This window comes from Oceanobacillus kimchii X50, assembly GCF_000340475.1.
GTDB lineage: Bacteria > Bacillota > Bacilli > Bacillales > Amphibacillaceae > Oceanobacillus > Oceanobacillus kimchii.
Window position 1 is genome coordinate 366,715 of sequence record NZ_CM001792.1, and the last position, 26,929, is coordinate 393,643.

At 35.6% G+C, this 26,929-nt stretch carries 27 protein-coding genes and 1 riboswitch; of the genes, 13 read left to right on the plus strand and 14 right to left on the minus strand.

Translation table 11 applies throughout. From position 1 onward, the window contains the following. Positions 1 to 30 precede the first annotated feature (30 nt). Positions 31 to 864, plus strand: coding sequence for a MerR family transcriptional regulator (locus C794_RS02115; RefSeq protein WP_017795494.1), 834 nt, complete (start codon positions 31 to 33; stop codon positions 862 to 864). Next, on the plus strand, positions 845 to 2,578 hold the full coding sequence (locus C794_RS02120; RefSeq protein WP_017795495.1) for an ABC transporter ATP-binding protein: 1,734 nt from the start codon (positions 845 to 847) through the stop codon (positions 2,576 to 2,578). The genes C794_RS02115 and C794_RS02120 overlap by 20 nt, the downstream gene beginning before the upstream one ends. Positions 2,579 to 2,762: 184 nt before the next feature. On the opposite strand, the gene C794_RS02125 is transcribed toward C794_RS02120, so the two are convergent. Genes C794_RS02125 through C794_RS02135 form a run of 3 tightly spaced genes read right to left on the minus strand, consistent with a single transcriptional unit; the run spans position 2,763 to position 4,659 of the window. Then, positions 2,763 to 3,461 carry a hypothetical protein gene (locus tag C794_RS02125; RefSeq protein ID WP_017795496.1) on the minus strand — a complete coding sequence of 233 codons (699 nt, stop codon included), beginning with the start codon at positions 3,459 to 3,461 and terminating at the stop codon, positions 2,763 to 2,765. Continuing rightward, the gene (locus C794_RS02130) at positions 3,458 to 4,336 is read right to left on the minus strand and encodes an ATP-binding cassette domain-containing protein (protein WP_017795497.1); all 879 of its coding nucleotides are present in this window, start codon (positions 4,334 to 4,336) and stop codon (positions 3,458 to 3,460) included. The genes C794_RS02125 and C794_RS02130 overlap by 4 nt, the downstream gene beginning before the upstream one ends. Next, on the minus strand, positions 4,333 to 4,659 hold the full coding sequence (locus C794_RS02135; protein WP_083900543.1) for a GntR family transcriptional regulator: 327 nt from the start codon (positions 4,657 to 4,659) through the stop codon (positions 4,333 to 4,335). The genes C794_RS02130 and C794_RS02135 overlap by 4 nt, the downstream gene beginning before the upstream one ends. Before the next feature lie 185 nt (positions 4,660 to 4,844). Between C794_RS02135 and aroD the strand changes: the two genes are divergently transcribed. The 5 genes from aroD (at position 4,845) to C794_RS02160 (ending at position 9,405) form a co-directional block, all read left to right on the plus strand. Further along, positions 4,845 to 5,612 (plus strand): type I 3-dehydroquinate dehydratase, encoded by a 768-nt coding sequence (aroD, locus tag C794_RS02140; RefSeq protein WP_017795499.1) that lies wholly within the window; start codon positions 4,845 to 4,847, stop codon positions 5,610 to 5,612. Positions 5,613 to 5,927: 315 nt separating this feature from the next. Further along, positions 5,928 to 6,869 carry a metal ABC transporter solute-binding protein, Zn/Mn family gene (locus C794_RS02145; RefSeq protein ID WP_017795500.1) on the plus strand — a complete coding sequence of 314 codons (942 nt, stop codon included), beginning with the start codon at positions 5,928 to 5,930 and terminating at the stop codon, positions 6,867 to 6,869. Beyond that, positions 6,862 to 7,632: a metal ABC transporter ATP-binding protein gene (locus C794_RS02150; protein WP_039819562.1), complete on the plus strand. Its 771-nt coding sequence runs from the start codon at positions 6,862 to 6,864 to the stop codon at positions 7,630 to 7,632. The genes C794_RS02145 and C794_RS02150 overlap by 8 nt, the downstream gene beginning before the upstream one ends. Further along, positions 7,610 to 8,524, plus strand: coding sequence for a metal ABC transporter permease (locus C794_RS02155; protein ID WP_017795502.1), 915 nt, complete (start codon positions 7,610 to 7,612; stop codon positions 8,522 to 8,524). The genes C794_RS02150 and C794_RS02155 overlap by 23 nt, the downstream gene beginning before the upstream one ends. Further along, complete coding sequence (locus C794_RS02160; RefSeq protein WP_017795503.1) at positions 8,521 to 9,405, plus strand: metal ABC transporter permease; 885 nt, start codon at positions 8,521 to 8,523, stop codon at positions 9,403 to 9,405. The genes C794_RS02155 and C794_RS02160 overlap by 4 nt, the downstream gene beginning before the upstream one ends. A 544-nt stretch (positions 9,406 to 9,949) precedes the next feature. On the opposite strand, the gene C794_RS02165 is transcribed toward C794_RS02160, so the two are convergent. After that, positions 9,950 to 11,548, minus strand: coding sequence for a catalase (locus C794_RS02165; protein WP_017795504.1), 1,599 nt, complete (start codon positions 11,546 to 11,548; stop codon positions 9,950 to 9,952). A gap of 197 nt (positions 11,549 to 11,745) precedes the next feature. On the opposite strand from C794_RS02165, the gene yfkAB reads away from it, so the two are divergent. The 3 genes from yfkAB (at position 11,746) to metA (ending at position 14,868) form a co-directional block, all read left to right on the plus strand. After that, entirely contained in the window at positions 11,746 to 12,876 is a 1,131-nt protein-coding gene (gene yfkAB / locus C794_RS02170; RefSeq protein ID WP_017795505.1) for a radical SAM/CxCxxxxC motif protein YfkAB, read from the plus strand. A 161-nt stretch (positions 12,877 to 13,037) separates the two neighbouring features. Beyond that, a complete protein-coding gene (locus C794_RS02175) occupies positions 13,038 to 13,529 on the plus strand; it encodes an NUDIX hydrolase (protein ID WP_017795506.1) in 492 nt (163 codons plus the stop codon). Positions 13,530 to 13,956: 427 nt separating this feature from the next. Next, positions 13,957 to 14,868 (plus strand): homoserine O-acetyltransferase MetA, encoded by a 912-nt coding sequence (gene metA / locus C794_RS02185; protein ID WP_017795508.1) that lies wholly within the window; start codon positions 13,957 to 13,959, stop codon positions 14,866 to 14,868. 20 nt (positions 14,869 to 14,888) lie between these two features. Here the strand turns inward: metA and C794_RS02190 are convergent, their stop codons facing one another. From C794_RS02190 to C794_RS19620, 3 genes are all read right to left on the minus strand, one after another. Then, positions 14,889 to 15,680 carry a DUF3891 family protein gene (locus C794_RS02190; protein WP_017795509.1) on the minus strand — a complete coding sequence of 264 codons (792 nt, stop codon included), beginning with the start codon at positions 15,678 to 15,680 and terminating at the stop codon, positions 14,889 to 14,891. Between the two features lie 71 nt (positions 15,681 to 15,751). Further along, positions 15,752 to 16,234 (minus strand): QueT transporter family protein, encoded by a 483-nt coding sequence (locus C794_RS02195; RefSeq protein WP_017795510.1) that lies wholly within the window; start codon positions 16,232 to 16,234, stop codon positions 15,752 to 15,754. Between the two features lie 8 nt (positions 16,235 to 16,242). Then, positions 16,243 to 16,287: riboswitch (PreQ1 riboswitch) on the minus strand. Positions 16,288 to 16,613: 326 nt separating this feature from the next. Next, positions 16,614 to 16,808, minus strand: coding sequence for a hypothetical protein (locus C794_RS19620; protein ID WP_017795511.1), 195 nt, complete (start codon positions 16,806 to 16,808; stop codon positions 16,614 to 16,616). Positions 16,809 to 17,192: 384 nt separating this feature from the next. On the opposite strand from C794_RS19620, the gene C794_RS02205 reads away from it, so the two are divergent. The 3 genes from C794_RS02205 to C794_RS02215 all read left to right on the plus strand — a co-directional run bounded on the left by C794_RS02205 (position 17,193) and on the right by C794_RS02215 (position 19,741). Then, entirely contained in the window at positions 17,193 to 17,630 is a 438-nt protein-coding gene (locus tag C794_RS02205) for a VOC family protein (RefSeq protein ID WP_017795512.1), read from the plus strand. A 222-nt stretch (positions 17,631 to 17,852) separates the two neighbouring features. Beyond that, on the plus strand, positions 17,853 to 18,713 hold the full coding sequence (locus C794_RS02210; RefSeq protein ID WP_017795513.1) for a VOC family protein: 861 nt from the start codon (positions 17,853 to 17,855) through the stop codon (positions 18,711 to 18,713). A gap of 71 nt (positions 18,714 to 18,784) precedes the next feature. After that, positions 18,785 to 19,741 (plus strand): calcium/sodium antiporter, encoded by a 957-nt coding sequence (locus C794_RS02215; protein WP_017795514.1) that lies wholly within the window; start codon positions 18,785 to 18,787, stop codon positions 19,739 to 19,741. Positions 19,742 to 19,946: 205 nt separating this feature from the next. Here the strand turns inward: C794_RS02215 and C794_RS02220 are convergent, their stop codons facing one another. The 7 genes from C794_RS02220 to C794_RS02250 all read right to left on the minus strand — a co-directional run bounded on the left by C794_RS02220 (position 19,947) and on the right by C794_RS02250 (position 26,640). Further along, on the minus strand, positions 19,947 to 20,543 hold the full coding sequence (locus C794_RS02220; RefSeq protein WP_026133693.1) for an alpha/beta hydrolase: 597 nt from the start codon (positions 20,541 to 20,543) through the stop codon (positions 19,947 to 19,949). 4 nt (positions 20,544 to 20,547) lie between these two features. Continuing rightward, positions 20,548 to 20,994 (minus strand): MarR family winged helix-turn-helix transcriptional regulator, encoded by a 447-nt coding sequence (locus tag C794_RS02225; RefSeq protein ID WP_017795516.1) that lies wholly within the window; start codon positions 20,992 to 20,994, stop codon positions 20,548 to 20,550. A gap of 192 nt (positions 20,995 to 21,186) precedes the next feature. After that, a complete protein-coding gene (locus C794_RS02230; RefSeq protein WP_017795517.1) occupies positions 21,187 to 22,122 on the minus strand; it encodes an aldo/keto reductase in 936 nt (311 codons plus the stop codon). A 75-nt stretch (positions 22,123 to 22,197) separates the two neighbouring features. After that, entirely contained in the window at positions 22,198 to 22,965 is a 768-nt protein-coding gene (locus tag C794_RS02235) for an ABC transporter permease (RefSeq protein WP_017795518.1), read from the minus strand. Continuing rightward, positions 22,962 to 23,702, minus strand: coding sequence for an ABC transporter ATP-binding protein (locus tag C794_RS02240; protein WP_017795519.1), 741 nt, complete (start codon positions 23,700 to 23,702; stop codon positions 22,962 to 22,964). Before C794_RS02240 ends, C794_RS02235 begins: the two co-directional genes overlap by 4 nt. Positions 23,703 to 23,811: 109 nt before the next feature. Further along, a complete protein-coding gene (locus tag C794_RS02245) occupies positions 23,812 to 25,407 on the minus strand; it encodes a Vga family ABC-F type ribosomal protection protein (RefSeq protein WP_017795520.1) in 1,596 nt (531 codons plus the stop codon). Positions 25,408 to 25,806: 399 nt separating this feature from the next. Next, positions 25,807 to 26,640 carry an ABC transporter ATP-binding protein gene (locus C794_RS02250; protein ID WP_017795521.1) on the minus strand — a complete coding sequence of 278 codons (834 nt, stop codon included), beginning with the start codon at positions 26,638 to 26,640 and terminating at the stop codon, positions 25,807 to 25,809. Positions 26,641 to 26,929: the final 289 nt, after the last annotated feature.

Below are 26,929 nucleotides of genomic sequence, written 5' to 3' on the forward strand. Positions count from 1 at the left end.
ATATGATTTACTTAGGAAAGGGGATAATTCATGACAAACGATATTTTTTCTGTGAGTGAATTTGCTGAATACACAGGTTTATCGATACGAACATTGCACTATTATGATGAAAAAGGGATATTACAACCAAAAAGGGATAAGAATACAGGACATCGTAAGTACGTAAAAGAAGATATGCTTCGTCTGCACCAGATTTTAACACTGAAATTTTTGGGATTTACATTAGAAGAAATTAAAGAAATCATCATCTCAACAAGTGTTGATTTGAGTTTTATTGAAACATTAAGATTACAAGAAGCAAAATTAGTAGAAGAGAAAGAGAAAATTGAAGTGTCTTTGGAGATGATACAACGATCAGTACAACTTATTGAAGATGAAAAAGAAATTGACAAAGACATGTTAGTAAGTTTGCTTGCAAGTATGCAAACGGAAAAACAACAGAAAGAAATATCAAAAGGGATTATGTCAGACCAAGCGATTGATGAATTATTTAAAGCAACTAGTAGTGAAAAGTTGCTCTGGGAGAAAGAAATGTTGCATTTCTATAAAGAAACGAAACGATTAGTAGGAAAGTCAAGTGATGATTCAGAAGTAATGAATCTATTTCAGCGTTTTTTAAATTTTGTTCTAGATATTTTTAAAGTGGAAGGATTTGAGGAGCTTGAAAGCATATTAAAATCTGAAAAAGTGCAAGACGTCAGTGATGAAGAGTTGAATCGTTTTATCTTAGAAATGGAGAAGCTAGTTCCGACACCGTTAACAAAGGAAGAAGAACAGTGGCTCGATGAAATGATGACAACATATATGACAGAAAACAGCGATTTCTGGAAGGGAGAAGCATGGAATGGAAAAATATCAACGTAATAAAAAAGCATTTCTATCTTTAATTTTGACTGCGAATATCCCAAAGTTTATTCTTGCTTTAGGATTAATTGGAAGTATTATCACGACGTTGGTAGGACTTACAATACCACTGTTAACAAGGGAGTTAGTCGATGGATTTTCATTAACTTCACTAACCTTAAACTTTATCTTACTCATTATAGGTATATTTGTATTACATGCACTGATTGATGGTTTTTCTACTTATGCATTAGCCTATGTCGGGCAACGAGTAGTGGCGTATTTAAGGGAGTCTATTTGGCAAAAGATGATTCGTCTACCTGTCAGGTATTTTGATCAACAACCCAGTGGGGAATCCGTTAGTAGAGTAATTAATGATACGGGTATTGTAAAAGATCTCGTATCGCAGCACTTTCCACAATTTATCTCCGGACTAATATCTATTATCGGTGCAGTCACCATCTTATTAATAATGGATTGGCGTATGACATTAATGATGCTGGTAGCTGTACCGGTTACAGTAATTGTAATGATTCCATTAGGAACACGAATGTCAAAAGTTTCACGTAAATTACAAGATGAAACGGCTTCTTTTCAAGGGGATATTCAACAAACGATTAGTGAAATTAAGTTGATGAAATCATCTACCGCTGAGGAAGCAGAACAACAAAAAGGTTTAAAGGGTATTGGTAATTTGTTTCGCACAGGATTAAGGGAAGCCAAAATCTTCTCTGTAATTGGTCCGTTTATGTACATGGTCGTGATGCTCGTTATTGTAGTTATTATAGGGTATGGCGGAATTCGAGTAGAAGAAGGAACGATGACGACTGGGGCATTAGTCGCTTTCTTACTCTATTTATTTCAAATTACATTTCCAATAACTACATTTGCCATGTTCTTTACTGAATTACAAAAAGCAAAAGGTGCTACTGGAAGAATTGTAGAAATTCTGGATGAGGATGTAGAAGAGACACATAAAGGAATCGATAAAAAAATTGATAATGAAGCTTTACAGTTTTCCGACGTATCCTTTTCTTATGAAAATGGGGAAGAGGTACTTAAAAATATTTCTTTCCAAGCAAATCCAGGTGAGATGATTGCTTTTGCTGGACCAAGTGGTGGAGGGAAGACAACGGTATTTGGTCTTATTGAGCAGTATTATCAACCTGGTAAAGGTGAGATTTTAATTGGAAGTCAACCGATTAATGAAGTATCCATGTTATCTTGGCGTACTCAGTTAGGGTATGTTTCTCAAGAAAGTTCTATGATGTCAGGGACAATCAGGGATAATTTAACTTACGGGCTTCGAGATGCGGATAAAATAAACGATAGTCAGCTGTGGGAAGTTGCGGAAATGGCATATGCTGACCAATTTATTAAAGAACTTCCAAATGGTTTAAATACTGAAGTAGGGGAGCGGGGAACGAAATTATCTGGTGGACAACGACAGAGGATTAATATAGCAAGAGCTTTTTTACGTAATCCAAAGTTGTTGCTTCTAGATGAAGCGACAGCTAGCCTTGATAGTCAATCTGAACAAGTAGTTCAAAAGGCGTTGCAGCGTCTAATGGAGGGGAGAACAACATTTGTTATCGCCCATCGATTGTCAACGATTGTAGATGCGGATCAAATTATTTTTATTGAGGATGGACAAATAACAGGAAAAGGAAATCATCAAGAGTTGATTGAATCTCATCCATTGTATCGACAGTTTGCGGAACAACAGTTGACTTGATGATACAAATGCAAACCATTGATTCTGCTGGATTTGAATAATGTCACAGCGTAAAATGTGAGATGCTCCTCCCTGCAAGCACGAAACTATGGGAAATGATTTCGGAGCTTGTGCTTTCCGTGTGGAGACACTCACATTTTATTGCTGTAACAAATTTGAAAGCCATTAAGATTTTAAATAGTTGTTACATTACAACTGTAATCTCTTTAATGAGTCGGTGATTAATGTACAACAAAATTCCTGCAAACACAATACTCAATACAATGGATAATGGGAAGGATTGTAAAGATAAATGTGGGAAGAAATTAATATGAGATAGCCCCCACAGTAAACCAGTAATATTTACAAATATTAGTGCTAGCGGTACAAAAGCTAATGTACCGAGAACCCAGCCCAATCGATAATATCCTAAACCAATCATCCAACCAATCAAGTAGTATAGTGCGTGGATTAGTGTGTAACTAATAAACACTTCGATAAAGGAAAAGAACCCTGTGGGTGATACTTCATTTGTCCATGTAATATCCCATCTAGCATTCTGAACTAATAGGTGCAACAATCCATTCATAAGAAATATGGTTATAGAAATTGCTATAGCAAGTAACACTGAGGCACCAATGGTTGCCTTGAAAAAGTTTCTCCGTGTAATACCTTGTTTTGCAAAGTAATCGAAAAAGCTATAAGTGGATAAAATTCCAATTATTAACATAAATATAGAAGACGATCCATTAGAAAACATGGAAAAATCTGTGAATTCAATTGCTTCTACATATACTTGATATAATAATACAGCAATATAGATAAGAAGAATTGTAAATGTGTACCATAAAGACCATTTGAATTGCTCTCTGAATATGCCTAACCCAAGTTTTTTTGTATTCATGCTTCATCTTCCTCCTTTGTTAAATGAATAAATAAATCATGTAATGAAAGCGGACCAATATCCAAGTCTAAATCTTTTGCTTCCCTTCTTTTTTGTTCAGATAATTCTCCGAACACCATTACTGATTTTGTTCCACCTAAAATTTGACTATTTAAAACTTCAAGTTCATTGGTGAATGCATCTACATGGTCTTTATTTCCAGTAATGGAAAAACCTTTAGAAATAACATTTTCATTTGTGTCTTGTAAGAGAATTTTACCGTGATGAATGATGGTAACTTCATCAAAAAGGTAATCCATCTCAGATACTAGGTGTGTGGATACGATCATCGTTCTAGGATGTTTTTCTTGATCAGCCAACAATTCTTTGTAAAATAATTCTCTTGTTGGAGCATCCATTCCTAAATATGCTTCATCGAAAATGGTTAATGGCGTACGGCATGCTAAACCAATAGTTACTTGTAGCGCAGACTGTTTTCCTTTGGATAATTGATTAATCTTCTTTTTTAATGGAAGCTTGAATTTCTTGACTAATTCATTGGCATAGGATGCGTCAAAATTTGGACGAAAGTCGGAGAGCTCTTTTAACACGTCGCCTACTTTTTCGTATTCATACGTTTGATCTTTATCATAGATAAAAGCAGTACCTTGCATAATACGTGGGTGGTCGAAAGGATCTTCCCCATCAATTGTAATCGTTCCTTCCTCTGCTTTGCGGAAGTTAGAAAGAATCGATAGTAAAGTTGTTTTACCTGCTCCATTTCTTCCAAGCAATCCATGGATTTTTCCTTTGTTAAGTGTAAAGCTAACTTGATTAAGTGCTTTAAAATCTTTATATCGTACTGTTAAATCATTGACTATTATTTCATAGCTCATGATTGAATCCTCCTTTTCGCTTGTTTTATTAAATCGAATATTTCTTGCTCTGATACTTTTAACTTCTCTGCTTCTTGAACGAGACCGATAACATAGTTATCCATAAAAGATTCTTTTCGTTTTTGAATCAACTTCTTTTTGGCTCCTTCCATAACGAACATACCTACACCTCGTTTTTTAAATAAGATATCTTCCTCAACTAACTGATTGATTCCTTTCGAAACTGTCGCATGATTTATTTTGTAAAACTGAACAAGTTGATTAGTTGAAGGAGCTTGATCTCCTTCTTTCAACTGGTCATTCACAATTTGATCTTCAATCATTTCTCGAACTTGGATAAATATTGGTTTATCACTATCTAACTGGTTCAATGTTTTCACCACCTACTATACCATTATGGTTATATGGTTATATACTCATGTGTATAACTATAAAACTAAAAAAGATTAAAGTCAATAGGCAAGTGAAATATTTTGATATACTATGGTGATAAGAGGGGTGAGCGTCAATGAAAAACGTTGTTCGTGTGAAGAATTTATCTATCGGAGAGGGAAAACCGAAAGTGTGTGTTCCGATAACAGGAGCTACTAAGAAAGAAATAAATGACGAGTTAGATTTACTACAAACAATCAAAGTTGATTTAGTCGAGTGGAGAGGAGATTTATTCCAAGAAATTGAAAATAAAGAAGCGGTAAAAAGTATGCTACAAAAAATAAACCAAGAAATACCCAATTTCCCTCTATTATTTACTTTCCGGACAAAAGAAGAAGGTGGAGGGAGAAAAGTCACTCTGGAAAAATATAAGGAAATTAATCGTTTCGTGATCGAGTCAGAGCTGACCAACATGATTGATGTTGAACTGCATCGAGGTGAGAAGTTAGTAAAAGAGCTTGTTTCTTTTGCTCATTTGCATAACCAAAAAGTGGTTATTTCTAATCATGATTTTAATCAGACGCCTTCACATGAAGAAATCATATCGCGTCTAAAATTAGCAGCTGATTACGAGGCTGATATTGGAAAAATTGCTGTGATGCCTCATAGTAATACAGATGTTCTAACTTTGCTTTCTGCAACATCTGATATGAATGAACAAAGTAAGATACCAATTGTTACCATGTCAATGGGAGGAGAAGGAGTAATAAGTCGTTTAGCTGGAGAAGTATTTGGTTCAGCAATCACATTTGCTTCAGGTAAACAAGCTTCAGCACCGGGACAGGTTGAAGCAAAAAAATTACATTCGATTTTAAATGTTATTCATGATTCCTTGAAAGGATAAGAGGTTGAGGCATAAAAAGTTTTGTTCAAAAGACGAGTGGATTAGAATGAACATAAGAAATATACGAAGATTTTTTTTGAGGAATACAAAGGTAAGTTTCCCGATGCATAGTGCAGTATATTTCTAAAGCAGTTCATTTAAATGTATCTTTTGAGTAAATACTATTGCCCTGACCTCTTTTTTTATAGTAAAAAAGTTTCCTTGACGCAAAAAAGTATCCTACATAAAATTTACTTGACAAAATAAAAAACTAAGCATAATGTAGGGATTAACGAATAAAGTTTACCTAAGGCAAAATTGAAAGGGGAATACAAAATGAAAAGTTTTAAGAAAAACATATGGGGATTAGCAATGATTGTTGGACTATTATTTTTAGCAGCATGTGGATCAAGTGAAGAGACTACTAGTAATAAAGAGGAAAAAATAAATGTAGTCACGACTATTGCGCAAATCGGTGAACCTCTATCTGTAATTGGTGGAGAACATGTAAATGTTGAAAGTTTGATGGGACCTTCGGTGGACCCGCATTTATACAATCCGACACAAAGCGATATCTCAAAAGTCGATAGTGCAGATTTAATCTTTTATAATGGGTTAAATTTGGAAGTGAATATGGTCGATGTATTTGATTCTATCGGTACTGAAAAACCTGTCTTAGCAATTGGAGATACACTTTCAGAAGAACAATTACTAGAAGACGAAGAAGGGGCGGTAGATCCGCATATTTGGTTTGATATAGACCTTTGGGAGAGCGCTCTAAATGCAGCGGTTGAAGAATTAAAAGAATATGCACCAGAACATGCAGACGAATTTGAAGCGAATAAACAAGCCTATTTTGAAGAGTTAGATAGCTTACGAGAGAGTGCAGAAAAGCTAGAAGAAATACCGGAAGAGCAACGTGTGTTAGTAACTGCTCATGATGCATTTGGTTATTTTGGAAACCAGCATGACATGGAAGTAGTTGGACTACAAGGTCTAAGTACAGAAGGTGAAATTGGCGTTTCAGATATTAATGAAACTATTGGATTAATTGAGGAATACAAAGTGCCGGCAATTTTTGTTGAAAGTAGCGTAAACCAAGATTCCATCAATGCAGTTATTGAAGGTGCTTCGAGTAATGGTGTAGATGTACAACTTGGTGGAGAATTATTCTCGGACGCAATGGGTGAAAAAGGTACAGATGAAGGTACTTATATTGGCATGTATCAGCATAATATAGATACCATTCATGAAGCATTAACTAGAGGAGATGATTAAAGTGGGGTCATCTGTCATACATGTAGATGATTTATCTGCTTCTTATCAAAAAAATAAAGTATTAGAGAATGTTCAGTTTCGAGTGGAAGAAGGTACACTAACAGGAATCGTTGGACCAAATGGTGCAGGAAAATCAACTTTAATTAAAACGATGCTCGGACTTCATCCAATATTAACTGGTAAGGTAAACTTTTGGGGACAGACGTTCAAAAAAACGAAGAAAAAGATTGGATATGTACCGCAGCGTGGTTCGGTTGATTGGGATTTTCCTACTGATGCCTTAGATGTAGTGACGATGGGGCTCTATGGCAAGATCGGTTGGCTTCGTACACCTTCGAAAAAAGACAAAGAGAAAGCGATGGAAGCGTTGGATAAGATGGGGATGAATGCCTATGCGCATCGTCAAATCAGTCAACTTTCTGGAGGGCAACAACAGCGTGTCTTTTTAGCACGTGCTTTAGTTCAAAATGCTGATTTATACTTTATGGATGAACCACTAGCTGGAGTAGATGCGTCTACAGAAAAAGCAATTATGGCAATTCTCCAGGAATTAAAACAACAAGGAAAAACAGTAATGGTTGTGCATCATGATTTACAGACAGTTCCGGAATATTTTGATCATGTACTATTTTTAAATCGTACAGTATATGCGTATGGAAAGACGGACGACATCTTTACCAAAGAGAACATAGCGAAAACATATGGCGGTAATATGCAATGGATTGGAGAGGGAGATCAGTATGTGGTCCACACTACTTCATAGTAATACAATGTGGGTACTACTTAGCACTGCTATCTTAGGAATAGCAGCAGGTGTTATTGGCTGCTTAGCTTATTGGAAAAAACAAAATCTAATGAGTGATGCGCTTTCTCATGCCGCCTTACCTGGAGTAGTTATTGCCTTTTTAATCATTGGCGAGAAAAATTTATTATTGCTAGTGCTTGGAGCGGCTACGAGTGCGTTGCTTGGGGCCTTTTTAGTCCAATGGATAACAGGATCTAGTCGAATAACCGAGGATACAGCAATGGGTATGGTTCTTTCTGTATTTTACGGTGTTGGAGTAATGCTGTTATCTATTGCTAATCGTTCTGCGGGTGGTAATCAAAGTGGATTAGACAGCTTCATCTACGGGCAAGCTGCCGCAATGGTTCGCTCTGACGTAGTGACAATGATTGTACTTGCTGGGATTGTTATATTTATCGTATTTATTGGATTTAAAGAATGGAAGCTTTACTTATTCGATGCTTCTTTTGCAAAAGGAATAGGGATGTCTATACGTGGAATGAATGCACTTTATACACTTGTTCTCGTAACCACGATTGTAATCGGGATTCAGGCAGTTGGAGTCATTTTAATGGCAGCGATGCTTATTATTCCAGCAGTTAGCGCAAGATACTGGACGCATTCCTTTAGATATATGATTCTACTATCTGCAACATTTGGAGGGATATCGGGAGCAGTTGGTTCATGGATTAGTTCAACAGGTAGTGGCCTGCCAACTGGACCATTTATCGTTGTAGCTTCTGCGATATTCTTTATTGGTTCTTTATTATTTGGAAAAGAGAAAGGTATTATCATTCGTTATATTCAATTTAAGATACAACAACGAAATTCCAATAGTATATTAGCTATAAAAGATGGTGATGCATCATGACGTATACAGCTTGGATTATTTTAACTGCTGCACTTGTTGGCCTTTCCTGTGGATTAATTGGTGTATTTCTGATTTTGAGAAAGCAAGCGATGATGGCGGATGCAATAAGTCATACGGTTTTATTAGGAATTGTGTTGGCCTATATGGTTACACAACAATTAAGTGGAACTGCGATGCTAGTTGGAGGAATTTTAGCTGGAATATTAACAGCATTTCTTGTTCAAATGTTAAACTCCCTAAAAGTACAACATGATGCCTCACTAGGGATTGTATTTACTACGTTATTTGCTATCGGTGTCATCTTAATATCTACTTCAGTTGGGAATGTTCATCTTGATGTAAAACACGCATTAATGGGTGAAATTACGTTTATTCCGTTTACAACTGTAAGTCTCCCGATAATCGGAGATATACCTCGGGCTACGGCATTATTAGCGATAGTATTATTGATTGTTATTTTCTTTATCGTTGCTTTCTATAAGGAATGGAAAATAACGTCCTTTGATCCAGCTTTAGCTGCAAGTATTGGTATACCAGTATTGTTACTACATTATGTGTTTATGACACTAGTCTCGGTAACCACTGTAGCTTCTTTTGATGCGGTAGGTGCGATACTCGTTGTGGCCATGTTAATTACTCCAGCAGCAGCAGCGTATTTATGGACAGATAAGTTGATTGTTATGTTACTGTTGAGTGGAAGTTTTGGTGTATTAGCAGCTATCGTTGGATATTGGATTGCAACTTGGCTAGATACATCTATTTCTGGATCAATGGCATTTGCAACTGGACTTATTTTCTTAATAAGCTTTCTTTTATCACCAAAGCATGGATTAGTATCAAGATGGATGAAACCATCTGAAATAGTAGAACATTCATCTTAACAGGAAAAATGCCGATGAGATGAGTGCCCATAATACGGAGGACGAGGCTGATAAGGTAACTCAAAAGCTTAATGAGTGCCCATAATACGGAAGACGAGGCGAAAAAGGTAACTTATAAGCATGATGAGTGCCCCATAATACGGAGGGCGAGGCGAAAAAGGTAACTTATAAGCATGATGAGTGCCCATAATACGGAAGACAAGGCTGATAAGGTAACTCAAAAGCATGATGAGTGCCCATAATACGGAGGACGAGGCTGATAAGGTAACTCAAAAGCTTAATGAGTGCCCATAATACGGAGGACAAGGCTGATAAGGTAACTCAAAAGCTTAATGAGTGCCCATAATACGGAAGACGAGGCTGATAAGGTAACTCAAAAGCTTAATGAGTGCCCATAATACGGAAGACGAGGCGAAAAAGGTAACTTATAAGCATGATGAGTGCCCAGAATTCAAGAGACGAAGCGGAAATGGTAACTCATTAACATGGTCATATAAAAACCCGAACTACAGATTTGATAGTTCGGGTTTTTATATTTTTCAACTTAATACGGATCAGCCTCATGTCCTTTGTCTATTGCTTTTTTCGGCGCTTGTTCAGCATCTTTTGCACCTAAAGGATTATGTGGTGTACCCATTTTCTTCGCTTCCGCTAATCCTTCACGTAAACGTCTGCCATATTCTTCGTCTGCTTCTTCTGCTAACGCAATCATTTTATCTTGAATGCGTTGGTCACTTACAGATAAGTCACCGACTAAATTGGAAATTAATTCTGCTTTTTCCCATTCCTCGAATTCACGGAATGTATGTCCAGCTTGTTTTGTATTATCGTTCCGATCAATGGATTCGCGTACAAGATTCCCCTCAATGTGAGGCGTGTATTCTTTACCGGTTTGTTCTGTTTCTTCTAGGCCTCCAAGTACAGATGGCTCATAGTTGATATGTGGATTTTGTGCAGGTGCTTTATCATTTTTCTGACGCAGTTGACCACCTTCATGGTTGGTAGCGACACGTTTCTTAGATTCATTAACTGGTACTTGCAGATAGTTTGCTCCTACACGATAGCGTTGAGTATCGGAATAAGAGAACGTCCTTCCTTGCAGCATTTTATCGTCAGAGAAGTCTAATCCATCTACTAAAACGCCAGTTCCAAATGCGGCTTGTTCTACTTCTGTAAAGTAATTTTCAGGGTTTTTATTTAATACCATTTTACCGACTGGATGCCATGGGAACTGATCCTCTGGCCACAATTTAGTATCGTCTAAAGGGTCAAAGTCTAGTTCTGGATGTTCACCATCACTCATAATTTGAACAAATAACTCCCATTCTGGGTAGTCTCCATTTTCGATTGCATCGTATAAATCTTGTGTCGCATGGTTGAAGTTGGTAGCTTGAATCTCTTCAGCTTCTTTGGTAGTTAAATTTTTAATGCCTTGCTTTGGTTCCCAGTGATACTTCACAAGTACAGCCTCACCATCTTTATTAACCCATTTATACGTATTCACTCCAGAGCCTTGCATCATCCGGTAATTTGCTGGAATTCCCCAAGGTGAATATACAAAGGTCACCATATGAAAGGATTCAGGAGAGTTTGCACAAAAATCAAAGAATCTTTCAGAATCTTGGATATTAGTTACTGGATCAGGACGGAAGGCGTGAATCATATCTGGGAATTTCATTGCATCACGAATAAAAAATATTTTGAGGTTATTTCCTACTAAATCCCAGTTTCCGTCCTCAGTATAAAATTTCACAGCAAACCCACGTGGATCACGAACCGTTTCTGGAGAGTGATTTCCATGTACTACTGTAGAAAAACGTACAAATACAGGAGTTTGTTTACCTTTATCTTGAAATACTTTTGCTCGTGTATATTTGGACACTGGATCATTTCCAACAGTACCATACGTTTCAAAGTATCCATGGGCTCCAGCTCCTCGTGCATGAACGATTCTTTCTGGAATTTTTTCACGGTCAAAATGACTAATTTTCTCAATGAAATCATAGTTTTCTAATGTAGCAGGACCTCGGTTACTCACTGTGCGTATGTTTTGATTGTTTGTGACAGGATGACCTTGACGATTTGTAAGTGACATATCATTTTCTAAGTTACTTTTGTTCATAGATTCATCTTTTTTTGTCATGTTTGTTCCTCATTTCATTTGATTTTAGTCAATACAAACAAATATATTCTTTTTTATCTTTTCCAATGGGATTAAAAATAATCGGAATTTCAGTATTTTTTCTGTGTAAATCTCGGTCAATTATAAATGAGGGGTAAGCAAGAAATGGTAGGCATGTTAAAATGAATAAGGTAAATAGAAAGGAAGTTTTGTAAAAAATGAGTGTACGTACAATAAATCAACCAATGTCACCAACCAATGATCCATGGGAAGCTTACATGGATGTAAAGGAACACGGGAAAATGACATTATCTAATATTGAATTTACAACGACGTATATGTGTAATATGCGTTGTGCACATTGCGCTGTAGGGTATACCTTACAACAAATGGATCCAGATGCATTGCCAATGGAACTGATAGAGAAGCGATTAGATGAAATCCCACATTTGCGAACGTTAAGTATTACAGGTGGGGAACCAATGATGAATAAAAAATCGGTTCGTCAATATGTCTTGCCTTTACTGAAATATGCCCATAGGCGTGGCATTAAGACACAGATGAATTCCAACTTAACTTTGCCATATAATCGATATGAAGAAATTGTTCCCTTTTTAGATGTATTACATATTTCACATAACTGGGGAACGGTTGAAGAATTTGCGGAGACAGGATTTGCATTAATGGACCGAAAACCTTCTGAAGAAAATCGTGCCAAGTATTTTGAAAGGATGGTAGAAAATGCACAACGATTATCCAAAGAAGGTGTGATGGTTTCTGCTGAAACAATGTTGAACAAACGAACATTTCCGCATTTAGAAAGTATTCATAATCATGTACTGGAAATGGGTTGTGCTCGCCATGAAATCCATCCAATGTATCCAGTAGATTTTGCAGAAAATCTAGAGATTCTGTCCTTAGATGAGATGCGAGAAGGGATTACTCGATTGTTAAATCATCGAAACCAAGACTTATGGATGTTATTTGGGACTTTGCCATTCTATGCATGCAGTGGAAATGATAATGATATCGAATTGCTCAAGCGTCTATACAAAGAACCCAATGTTTCCGTTCGTAATGACCCAGATGGTCGTTCCCGGTTGAATGTAAATATTTTTACGGGTGATATAATTGTTACGGACTTTGGTGATGAACCAAAGCTAGGAAATATAAAAGCGGATTCTTTACCTAACACATACGATCGTTGGATGGAGACAAAGACTGCTAAAAGCTTAAATTGTCATTGTCCTGCAGTATCTTGCTTAGGACCCAATGTACTTGTTAAAAATGCATACTATAAAGATGTTGATTTTCAACAGCGAAAAGCACGAATAAGTCAATCGAATTAGAAGGGCTACCAAAAGGAGTATCTATTAGATCATTATTGTACTTCTTTAATTTGCCTATTAACTTTCAGGCACTTCAAAGATTCAACCACCTAGAAACATAGTTAGGAAAGTTAGACCGTAAATAGACAACTATATTCTCACAGTAAAGGTGGCTTAATCTAATGGAAATATGGGATTTATATGATATAAATCGAAACAAAATAGGGAAAACACATCAAAGAGGAATAGAGATTCCCGAGGGGTGTTTTCATCTTGTGGTTCGTGCATGGGTAAAAAATGATAAGGATGAAGTTTTGTTATCAAAAAGGCATCCACATAAGCCTTTCGGAGGATTCTGGGAGAACACTGGAGGCTCAGCTATTCAAGGTGAAAATAGTCTCCAAGCAGTATTAAGAGAAGTATCGGAGGAAATAGGGTTGCAATTAATACCAGAAGATGGGAAGTTAATTCTTCAACAAACTAAAAATGTCTCGCATCAAGATATTTGGTTGTTTCGTTCGAATGTAGCTATTGATGAGCTATCTTTTCAAGAAGATGAAGTTGTCGATGCTATGTGGGTGGATAAAGGTAAATATTATGATATGCAAAATGAAGGTTTGATTGTTCCTACCATTTCAGTATTTTCGGCTTGGGAGGATAAACCATACATCTGAAGTTACAGAAAATGCTACTGTCCTAGTAGCATTTTTTTGTGCATGCATAGAGTTTATAAAAATTTGTGTACTGTGTATAACTAAATAACTTAAATAGCCATGTCCGGCGCATGCGCCTTTGTTCTATAAAATCGGTCCACTAGCCGACGACGAAAATATCCCGAGTTAATAGAATAAAGAGTGTGAGAAATATTCGAGGAGGAGCATACAGATGTTTATTTCAATAGATGTTTATAAAAGTTATGTAGATTATAAAATGGAGGACCTTCGTAAAACATCGGAACTCATCAAAAAAAGTAAAAAAAGTAAGTGAATGAAAGGGTAATTATCTGTATCTTTTAGATGAAATTTTCAAAATAGGGTTGAACTTTTCACGTGAGGCTTTACAATAAATATAACTTATTTGTAATTGTGGAGGGTACGAGAGATGCCGATTAAAATACCGATACACCTACCTGCAAAAGATATATTAGAAAAAGAGAATATTTTTGTGATGGATGAACAACGTGCGATTACGCAAGATATACGACCACTGAATATATTAATCCTCAATTTAATGCCTGAAAAGCAAAAGACAGAAACGCAATTATTGCGATTTCTAGGTAACACACCTCTGCAAGTTCATATTTCATTTTTACGAATGTCCTCGCATGAATCAAAGAATACGAGTAAGTATCATTTGGATACTTTTTATAAGAAGTTTAAAGAAATAAAATCCAAGAAGTTTGACGGGATGATTATTACAGGATCGCCTGTAGAGCATTTGCCATTTGAGGAGGTAGATTATTGGAAAGAATTACAGGAGATAATGAATTGGTCTAAAGATAATGTTACGTCAACATTGCATATTTGTTGGGGGGCACAGGCAGCTCTTTATCATCATTATGGTATTGATAAATATCATTTGCCACAAAAGTGTTTTGGTGTATATGAGCATAAGCTGCTTCATCCGCATGAACGTTTAGTGCGAGGGTTTGATGATTATTTCTTTGCACCACATTCTAGGTATACTGATGTATCTATAGATGAGATTGAAACACATCCAGATCTACAATTATTAGCAAAATCGGATGATGCTGGGGTATTCTTACTCGCTTCAAAAGATGGAAAGCACATTATGGCAACGGGGCATCTAGAATATAGTGCAGAGACTTTAGCAGAAGAATATCTTCGTGACCATCAAAGAGGTATTGATACGGCCATTCCAGAAAATTATTTTCCCGACGACAATCCGAAAAAGGATCCGAAATATCGTTGGAAAAGTCATTGTAGTCTACTATTTTCCAATTGGTTAAATTATTATGTTTATCAAGAAACTCCATATCAGTGGGGGGGATAGCACAGAAAAAGGCTTTCGAATTACTCGGAAGCCTTTTTAATATGACTTGGAGAAGAAATAAGTACGGGATGCTGTTCTAGAGTTGCTTGTTCATAGGCTTCTACAAGACCATGTTGTTGAATTTTTTGTCTGGATACTTGTTTATATTGAATAGAAATAGGAAAAGGTTTATCAAATGGAAAGTTATCCATAACAATGGTGTCTTCATTTTGCCAGTTTATTTGTAGCTGTTCATTGAGTACATGATGTAAAGTATGATTCGTTGGAATTCCTTTTTTGAAAAATGGATGTTGTTTTTCTCCGGTAGCACCAGGCTCGTTCATACAAGCAAATAATGAAAGATTATCTGAAATTTGGAGCAGTCCGTAATGAAATTCAAACAAACGTTTGTTGAAATTCGGAAGTGTCCCTATGATACGTTCTTGTCTTGTTTCTTCATGTTCAACAAAAGCTTGTGCTTCAAGAGAAGTATTATTAGCTAAAAATCTTTTGTAATGTTCACTACACAGTAATGCAGCGTATAAATCCACTTTTTCTACTTCATTAATTCCATACTTATATAATACGGTTTTAGGTACATTAGGGAAATCGGCAAATGTATAAGGTTGATTGGTGACATCATTCCAAAATGGTTGGCGATCAAATTCTTTCCACCCCAAATCATGTTGGTAAGCAGCATAAAGAACAGAATCTCTCCATTCTTCACCTTGAAAGTGATCCAAATTCCAATTATCGAGTATATCTCCTGATATTTGAGCATGATCATCTTGTGTTATTAATATCAATTCATCTTCTCTTTCTCTAACAATCATTTTGTCCCATCCTCTCTTAAATGGTAGACTTTCAAAAAAGAACCTTAGACTTGTCTAAGGTTCTTTTTACTTTATATGAGCTTATCAAAACGTAGTCGCTTGTGCAAAGCAAAGAATAATGGAATACCGATTAATAGTACACCAAATTCTCCAATTGCAGTTGTTAACCAAGTAAACCAGAAAGGAAGTTCTAGTGCAAGGTTCAATGCAAACGCAATGATAAACATATTAAACGTAAATACAATCGTATTTAGAAATAAGAGCGTTAATTTGTCCTTAATATATTTAGATAAGATAATAATAATTCCTAGTGAAATAACAGAGTGAGCAACCCCGAATACGAGGTCATACCAACCAAGTGGTGAATTAAGATTAACGATAAACACTCCAATTACAATTCCAAAGAAATAACGCTTATCAAATACGACTAAATGATTAAACATTTCTGAAATGCGAAATTGTATATTTGTAAAACCGAATGGTGCAATAGCTATAGAGACAACGACATATAAAGCCGCTATTAAGCCATTAATTACTAACGTTTTTACGTTCATATTTAATTGTCCTCCTAGTTTTTTTGCGTGGGATGGTTACGAACCACGTTAAACCTAAATTATGATAACAGTGTTTATCTAGATTTGTAAATAGTATTGTGTAAAATTTGTGTAAAAAGCATTCATAGATTCTCAAAAAACTAATTGCATTGTTTATTACTTTTTGTCCCTTACTAAATTTATAATAGTTGGACAAATATCTATATGAGGAGGGTTGATAAGTTATAGTAATATTTTTGCTAACATAATGTTTTCCCTACTAATTATGTTTTTTTTCGTACATGTATAATCTACATTTTTCTCGTAATTAACGATGAAAACTCTACTAAATCTCCATTAAAAAGAAGCGTGTTTAGGAACACGCTTTTTTAACTTCTTTTTATTTTTCTTTTATACTATAAATAACGTAGGCAATGATTCCGCTGGCAAAACCTAGTATAATTCCTATAGTTATTGACAAGAGTAAGTTTAATTGAAAGACAATGCCTAAAATGATACCGATAATACAACCTAATACCATACATAAAGGCATCACAATAGTCATGAGGTTATTAGCATTTTTTGAATTATCCATATCAAAACTCCTTAAAGCAAACTTCAAATAGTAACTTTTTCAATTATTCATAAAATTCTAATATAAATTTACGTCTTAGACAACCATTAATACAATAGTTGTAATGAACTATATTTGACAAAATTTCATTTAATTACTTATAATCGGTCAAAATGCATATAATCATTATAATTTAGTAAATAATATTTCTAACGGATTGTTAAGTATAGTAAAATTAATTTGATATTTAATAAAGTAGAAGTAGGAAAACTAGCTTCTACGATTTTTTCACGATTCTGTACTTTTGGTTGAGATAGGTTAGGCAATAGTAACTTGTAACTTTTTTTAAAGAAAGTGTGCTTTCTTACCCCTCTCTACGATAAAAAAATAAAAGGAGTGATAAAAATGACTGGAGTAGAAATTGATTTAGTAGTATCAGATAGCTTAAAAGCATTGGAGTATTACGAGAAGATATTTGATATTGAGCGAGTCGAGGTTTCAAAATTCTCGAAGGGTGAGAACGAGGTTATTTTCAGTCTCTATGGAGTACGTTTTCATATGCTGGATGAAAATCCAAAATTTGAATTAATAGCTCCAAGCCAAGATGATCCTAAAACAATATGGTTTAATGTATTAGTTCCTGACATTAATGACACATACACTAAGGCGATGGAACTGGGATGTGTTGAAGTACAAGCCGTGACAGACCTTCCTGACTACGGCGTTTCGAATGCTATGTTTATTGACCCTTTTGGATATTTATGGATGTTACATCAAGTATACAAAGAAGTATCACATGAAGAACGTTTAAAACTTTGGGAAGAAAAAAGAGATAGTATGTAAAAGAGTTTGTTTAAGGTGCTACTTTAACTTTTAAACATGAATGATATTGAATAGAAAACAGACTTTTTAAATGAAGGTCTGTTTTTATTTTACTGCAAATTATTTATCCCACAGGTAACAATAGATGGTAAGCTGGACAATATTGACCAGGTTCAATTATAAAGATATAATTAATTACATAAAGTAAGTTACTATTTAAACATAATAAAAGAGGGAATAAATATGGAAAATAAATTTTTTGAAACACCAACAATGTATATCCAAGACGTTACACTTCAAGTAAGTGATTTAGAAAGATCGATTTTATTTTATGAAGAGGTACTTGGGTTACATGTATTAAGAAAAGAGAATAATCAAGTAAAACTCAGCGCCAATGGTCAAGATGTAATCCTAACCTTGGAGCAACCAACGAACGTAATCTCAAAACAACGAAGAACCACAGGCTTATATCATGTGGCTATATTACTTCCAACCAAGGAAGACCTAGGAGCTTTTTTACGTCATTTTATGCAATTGGATATTTCAAATCAGGTGAAAATTGGAGCTTCTGATCATATTGTAAGCGAAGCGATATATATTTCAGATCCAGATGGAAATGGCTTAGAGATTGCAAGGGACCGTCCTTCCTCTGAATGGTCATGGAATGTAGATAATCAAGTCACCATGAGCACAGAACCCCTTGATGCGCATGGTTTATTAGAAGCTGCTATTCAACATAAATGGAATAGTGCTCCAGAGAATACCATTGTTGGGCATCTTCATTTACATGTGGACGATTTATCAAAAGCTAAGGAATTTTACACAGAGGGTCTAGGGTTTCAAATTGTCACAAGATACCCAGGTGCATTGTTTTTATCCGATGGGGGCTATCACCATCACTTAGCGGTTAATATCTGGAATGGAGAAGGTGCACCTAGCCCGCAAAAAAATGAAGTCGGGATAAAATATTATACGTTGCGTTATCCTTCTGAAGATAAAAAACAAGCTGCTATTCACCGATTAACTCGTTTAGGATATAAGGCAGAGGATGATATCGTCATAGATTCAGCAGGGAATATGATTTTATTAAGTAGTAAACAATAGAAATGGACGCAGTAACCATTAGAAGATAGAATGGATACAAGTTACTTTTTATAATCGAAAGGGTGGAAAACGTGGAGTATGTTTGGTTGGTAGTAGGATTTGCATTGTTAGTAAAAGGAGCGGACTGGTTTGTTGATGGTTCATCTAATATTGCAAAACTACTCCGGGTACCACCGATATTAATTGGGTTAACGATTGTTGCATTAGGAACGAGCTCACCCGAAGCTACTGTTAGTATTATTGCGGCATTACAAGGAACTGCAGATGTATCCATTGGTAATGTCGTAGGAAGTAATATTTTTAATATAACACTCACGGTTGGTTTAGCAGCTTTTATTTTTCCGCTTCGAGTACAAAATGAGACAATAAAAAAAGAAATTCCATTTACTTTACTAGCAAGTGTCGCTTTACTTATACTTATGTCCGATGTTTTTCTTCAAGGTCTTTCTTCGAATATGATAACAAGAAGTGATGGATTTATTCTGTTACTATTTTTAACTATCTTTATGTATTATATTATCGAAGTTGGCTTAAAAAGCCGGAAAGAATCGAGTGAGGAAGATTTTTCAAATGAAGATATTTCGTGGGGGAAGAATGGACTAATTACCATTATTGGTTTAGCTGGAATCATTGGTGGAGGTCAACTTGTTGTAACGAATGCTACTGAAATTGCTTATTCATTAGGGATGAGTGAAACACTTGTCGGTTTAACGATTGTTGCAATTGGAACTTCCCTGCCTGAATTAGTTACTTCGATATCGGCTGCGTTGAAAAAAGAAAGTGAAATTGCACTTGGTAATATTGTTGGAAGTAACATCTTTAACATTTTATTTGTGTTAGGTGCATCATCCGTAATTACACCGCTTGCAGTAAATGAAAAGATATTTACGGATATATGGCTTATGATTATTTTAACTGTCTTACTTCTTATTTTCTCAAGAACGAAATATCGAATTGGAAGAAAAGAAGGATTAGTTTTAGCTTTATTTTACATTGCCTATATGGTGTATATCATTATCCGAAATTAAAGGGGATTGGGGTCTAGAATAAGCGTAAGAAATTTACTCCTGGGAGTAAGGCATAGGTGAGACCCAGATGCATAAGCATCCGGAGGCTCGCCAGCCACCGCTGGATAAGCGAAGTATCTTTCTGAAGCGGGTTTTCAGAAGTCATTCAATCTGATTTATGTTTTGAGTAAATACTTTTTTGTCCCGACTTCTTAAATTATATCATTTAGTTGTACCAGCTAGCTGCAGTTCTAACTTCGCTAATTGTTAACTGATGTCCATGATTCTCCCAATGAAGCTTTGTTTCAGCACCAGCTTCTTTGAGTAATTGTTCTAACTCCTCAGATTCCTTTGGCGCGCATATTGGATCATTGGTTCCAGCTGCGATAAATACACGTTTACCAGTTAAATTCGGAAGCTCGATCCCTCTTCGTGGCACCATTGGATGATGGAGAAGTGCTTGCTCTATAGAGTTTTCATAATGGAATAATAGACTTGCTGCTATGTTCGCCCCGTTAGAATAGCCAACTGCTGTTATTTTATTGCGGTCAAAATTATATTTCGCACTTGCTTCATTCAGAAATTGATGCAATTCTTCTGTTCGTTTAATTAGGTCCTCCTCATCAAACACACCTTCTGCGAGTCTACGGAAGAATCGAGGCATGCCATTTTCTAACACGTTTCCTCGCACACTGAGTATATTTGCTTCGTTATCAATAATTTCAGCTAGTGGCAGTAAGTCGTTTTCTGTTCCACCTGTACCGTGTAATAATAAAAGAGTAGGTTTATTTTTATTCGAACCTGGTTTGAAAATATGTTGCATTCTTTCACTTCCTTTCATTTATTTCTCCCATATTTTTTGTTCCTACTTTTTTTAATACATCAATAACAGTTTGTTTTTCTTCTTCTGAAATTCCATCAAATAGTTCTTCGATTACCCGTTGGTGTTTTGGAAAAATATCATCCATAATCTCTTTTCCCTTATCGGTAATTTCGATATAAACGGCACGACGGTCATCAGGATTACTCGAACGGGTAAGAAGTCCGTTATTCTCTAATTTATCAATGACATATGTGATAGAGCCAGTATTAATTAATACTGCTTCTGAAATTTCTCGAATAGTTTGCTTGCCTTTATGATACAATGCTTCTAATATCGTAAAATCTGAAGTGCGCATTCCGTGCTTTTTGATATCTTTTTTTGTAATTTCCTCTAGTGTGCGGGAAGCCTTCATAATGACAACAAATGCTTTTAATGAAAAGTTCTCAGACATTATTATTCCTCCTTAATATTTTTAATTAAACTATCTTTAATTAAGTTTATTTTATCGAATGTATATTACCTTGTCAACTAATCTGAAAAAAGAAGCTTGTACAATGATCACATGCTCCTCTAAAGAAAAATCTTACATGCTTTAGAGTGCAGTAAATTCTGTACAAGCTTCTTACTTTTTATACATCAACTATTATTTTGCAAAAAGCTCACTAATTATACTGAATTCATTATCAGTAAGTGTTACATCTAGTGCCCTAAGGTTATTAATGACTTGTTCAGGCCGTTTAGCACCAGGGATGACAGCATCAATTGCGTTATGCTTTAAATACCAAGCTAATACAATATGAGCAACTTCGGTATTTTTATCAGAAGCAAGCTGTTTTAACTGATCTACTTTGGCCAGTATTTGTTTAAATTGATCACCTTGATAATGTGGCATATCAGAACGGAAGTCTTCGAACGTACTGTTTACAGAATATTTACCTGCTAAAATTCCAGAAGCGAAAGGGAAGTAAGGGATAAAGGTAATATGATTATCCAAAGTGTAAGGGAAATAATCTGTCTCTGCATCTCGTTTTAATAAATTGTAATGTCCCTGTAGTACATCAACATATCCATCCTTATTGGCTTCTTTCACTTGTTCTGGTGAAAAATTTGATATTCCTATAGCTCGTATTTTTCCTGCGTCTTTTAATTCTTTCAGTGCCCCGACTGCTTCATCTTTAGGCGTCTTTTCATCAGGAAAATGGATATAGAATAAATCAATATAATCGGTTTGCAGTCGTTTTAGACTGTCGTCAACAGCTTCTTTTAAGAAGGTTGGAGAATTATTAACTCCTGCTTCTCCATCTATGACTGTTTGTGCAGCCTTGGTAGCAAGAACAACATCTGATCGATTTCCCATACTTGTTAATACTTGTCCAATTAACTCTTCTGAGCGACCATTTCCATAACCATATGCTGTATCAATAAAATCTAGCCCGTTTTCTATTCCAGTTTGAACCAGAGATTTTCCAACTTCTTCATCTAAATTTGGATAAATATTGTGGCCGCCAACTGCATTAGCGCCTAAACCAATCGGGTTAATGATTACATCTGACTTACCGAGTTTTACGTTTTGGGTCATTTGTATCTCTCCTTTAGGTTTTGATATTACTATTGTAAAAGTCTACAAGCGCATATACAAGCAAATAAACTTCAATTAGTTTCCTTGTTTCGTACGTAATTTTATCATTTGCATTTTTTCATTAAAGAGCGTTGGGTAAGATAAGAAACCGAGCATAATACTTGTTACGGAAGCAGTTGTTAGTAATAAGAATAAGATAAGTAATTGAAATTGAACCGCTTGAATTGGATCTGCACCAGCAATTATTTGTCCACTCATCATACCAGGTAATTGAACCAATCCGATCGTTTTCTGACTCTCGATCGTTGGAATCAGGCTTGCCTTAATAGAATGAATTAACGAAGTATGGATTGCTTGTCGGGGAGTACCTCCAAGCGAAAGAATTAATTCCGTTTCATTTTCTCTCGTTTCGATCTCAGAGGTGAAACGATTTAAAAATAAAATTGATAATACCATGGAATTCCCAACCATCATTCCGCTAATTGGAATAATATATTGCGCAGTTGCTGGTGTAATTTGAAATCCTAATAAAATTGTTTGCGTGAGCACTTCAATAAGGACAAAAGTTGTAACGAGCTTCCAAGTGATACCCTTAATAGAAGCTCCTTTTTTTCGAGCATTGTGTGTGGCTGCTGTAATCATTAATACAACCATAAGTATAATAAAAATGTAGTTGTCAGCTTCAAATACTAAAGCAAGCACATAACCAACTGCAAATAATTGAATGATGGAACGAATCGTTGCTATAAGTGTGTCTTTTTCTAATCCTAAATTTAATGATTTAGACAATACAAGGGGAATAAGGACGAAAATTAATGAGAGTGCCAGCGCTGCTATGGTCATGATAATTCCCCCTTTACAAATTCACGAACTGCTGGACTCTTAGGATTTTCAAGAAGTTTACTGTCACCTGATTCCAATAGTGATCCGTTCATCATTACCCAACTGTAATCACCGATGGATAAAGCTTGTTCAATATTATGCGTAATCCAAGCAATTGTAACGCCATTTTCTTGGTTTAGCTTTTTAATCAATTGCTCGATGTCTCGTTTAGATATACGATCTAACGAAGAGGTGATTTCATCAAGTAAAAGAATACTCGGTTCATTCACCAATGTTCGTGCGATTGATATTTTTTGCTTCTGACCTCCGGATAAATCTGCTACATTACGATGTAATAATCCCTTATCCAGTCCTACTTGTTCAAGAAGAGAGAGGGCTGTCAATTCATCTAGCGATTCTCCTTTTAATGTTTTAGGTAAAGCAAGATTTTTCATAACTGTTCCACTAAGCATAGTCGCTTGTTGCAAAGCTAGTCCCACATTTCTTCTTACGGTCGTAGGCTCTAATGTGGAAATAGATTCTCCAAAAAGACGGATTTCACCTTTATCAGGTGAAATTAGACCATTACACAGACGGAAAAGAGTTGTTTTTCCAGCTCCAGATGGTCCTACAAAAGTGGTGATTTTTCCTTTTGGAATCACCCCTGATACTTGTTTTATAATCGATATGTCACCATCAGAGAAGCTGACATTCTCTAAATGGAGGGCTGTTTCTTCATGATTGTGTGAATCTGACATGGTATGTTCCTTTCTTAGTTCAGTTTCGGTGTATATGTTTAGTTATACCCTTAATATAATTTATCAAAAGTAAAAAGAGAACGCATTTCGAAAAGAAATGCGTCGTCAGTTACATTTTATTATTAATTTGCTCAATAACTGTTTTTTTCTCTTTTAGTAGTTCTTGAAATTGTTGATCTAATTCTTCAGATGGGTTTAAGCTAAGTTTCCCTAATACTTCTGTGATTTTATTTTCGATAATCAATTTTTGCTGCTCAAGAGCATCTTCTTGTTCATGGGTTTTAGTTTGTACATCTTGATATGATGAATAACTACCATCGAAGGCATGCAATTGTTTTTCTTTGATTTCTACTATTCGGGTTGCTATTTGATTAATGAAATGACGATCGTGAGATACAAATAGTATGGTTCCTTCATACCCTTGTAATAAATTTTCTAGTGCTTCAACTGCTTCAATATCGAGAAAGTTCGTCGGTTCATCGAGGACAAGCATATTAATATCACTCACAAACAGTTTTGCAAAAGCTACTTTGACTTGTTCTCCGCCACTTAATACATGTACCGGTTTATGCACATCTTCATGGAAAAAGTGCAGTCGAGCTAAAACGGTGCGAATCAGTGATTCTTGTTGCTTCGATGTTTCCTGAACGTTTTCAAGAATGGATTTCTCTGTATTAAGCACTGATAGATTTTGACTGAAATAACCAATTTTTATGGAGGGATTAATAGTAATTCCATTGGGATTATTACTAATGATTTTTTTTATAAGAGTCGTTTTTCCAGTTCCGTTTTCTCCTATGATTGCTAGTTTATCTCCACCTTTAACATAGAGGCTTGTGGATTCCCATAATAGTTTTCCTGATACCTTTCCTTCTACATCTTCCATTCGTATGATGATTTTTCCAGATATTTTATCTTGCATGGGTAAGGCCATTTTTATAGGAGGGGTATCATTTACTTTTTCTACTTTTTCTAAATTTTCTAGCCGTGTTTCCAGTGCTTTTGCTGTCTTCTGTAATTTCTTTTGTTTTTTCGCAAAGTAAGGTTTTGCACCTGTGATTTTAGCTTCAGAGCGGCTTACTTGTTTCGGTTTTTTGGTAGCTCTTTGTGCTCGATGCTCTTTTTTTTCGATTGCGGTTTCAAGTTGTTGTTTCTTTTGTTGATATTGTTCGTACGCATGTTGTTGTTGTTGTACCTCAAGATCTTTTTGTTCTCGGTAGTCAGAATAATTTCCTTTGTAGATTTTTATCTTACTATCTTCTAGTTCCCAAATGCTCGTGCAAAGCTTATCTAAGAAAAAGCGGTCATGGGAAACAATGATTAATGCACCTTCCCAAGCAGATAATTTTTTCTCCACCCATTCAATGTGTTTGGTATCGAGATTCGTTGTTGGTTCATCTGCTAATAAAAGTCCTGCCTTGGATTTTAAGGAATTAGTAATATATTCTTGGGTAACCTCGCCGCCACTTTTTGTAGTGTCTTTTCTTTTTAGTTGAGGTAAAAGTTCAACTTGAGTATAGATCTCTATGCTTCCGGAATCAGGGTTTCGCTTTTTTGCCAATAATTCTAAAAGTGTTGATTTTCCAGTTCCATTGTGACCAACTAATCCAATGCGGTCATTGTCCGAAATAGACAGTTGATCAATATTTATTAATGTTCTTTCTTTTATCGCATACTGAACATGATTGATTTCCAATATTGTCATATAATCATCTCCTTTTTATTTTTAGGAGACAAAAAAGCCCCCGTTCTTTTCCAGAACAGGGGGTAGCACCGGGTATTGTCTATGGGAAATAGAGCTATCCCATAGCACAAATACAAGGAAAGATAGAAGCTAATCCTGTTCTGGAAAATCCAATTAAACACAACAAAACATATCGATGGTGTTTACACACGATAGTCTCTTATGTCAATATGAATTTTCTTTGATTAATAACAGGATTAGTACTTCATGTTCCCTTGATTCACCCTTTCGATTCAAATGTTATTGTCATTATAACGGAAAGAAAAAAGAATGTCATCCTTATTTTGAAAAATAGGCGATAAAAAGAAGTAAAAGATACCCCCTCAAAACGATGAGTTTTGAGGGGGTATAAATAACAGCTTACAAAGCCGTTGAAGCAGGGTTATTCATAGATTCTTTTATAGCGCAATTTCTTCCTCTTCCATGGGGAATACACATTGGTGTTCCAAAAATTGGATCACAGGCAATATTGCAACGCATACGAAATACGTCAGAAACCAACTCGCTTGAAATTGTATCTTCTGGTCTGCCTTGTGCATAGACCTTTTTATCTTTTATTGCTATGATGTGATGAGCATAACGGCTAGCAAGATTCAAGTCATGTAATACCATTATGATCGTACGATTATCTTTTTCATTTAGTTCGAATAGTAAATCTAGAACATCAATCTGATGAGTTAAGTCTAAATAAGTAGTTGGCTCATCCAATAGAATGATATCTGTTTCTTGTGCCAGTGTTAAAGCAATCCACGCACGTTGGCGTTGACCACCTGATAAAGAATCAACTGGTTCATTCATTAATTCACGCATATTGGTATCTTCAAGTGCACGTAAAACTGCATCTTCATCTTCTTGAGACCATTGTTTCATCATTTTGCGATAAGGATGTCTGCCTTGTTTTACTAGTTCATAAACAGTAAGCCCTTCAGGACTTGCTGGAGATTGTGGTAATATAGAAAGGTTTTGAGCAACCTCTTTCGTTCGCATTTTTGCTATATTTTGCCCGTTTAGGACAACCGATCCGTCCTTAGGCTTCAATAATCGAGCTAAAGAACGTAATAACGTTGATTTCCCACATCCATTTGGGCCGATGAATACAGTGATTTCTCCTTTTGGTATGGAGATATCTAGTTCATCGATGATGATACGATCACCGAATCCGAGTGTTAAGTTGTTCGCTGTCAATGTATCCAACGTAATCGCCTCCCGGTTCAAAACACGTACATTTTGACGCTATTATCATTTTATTGGTTAAAATGTCATTCGTCAATGATAATGATTTTCAATTAGATTAGAATGTCTCTAATTTATCATAAAAAGTTAACCTTCGACTCTTTAATTATAGCTAAGGAGAAATATCCATAAATGAGGAATCAATGAATAATTGGAAAAAGACTGAAACATAAGTAATCAATCAAAAGATAAATCCAAATAAATGACGTTTAAAATCTACTCAGCTCTTAAGTCTTTGAGTATTTCTTAA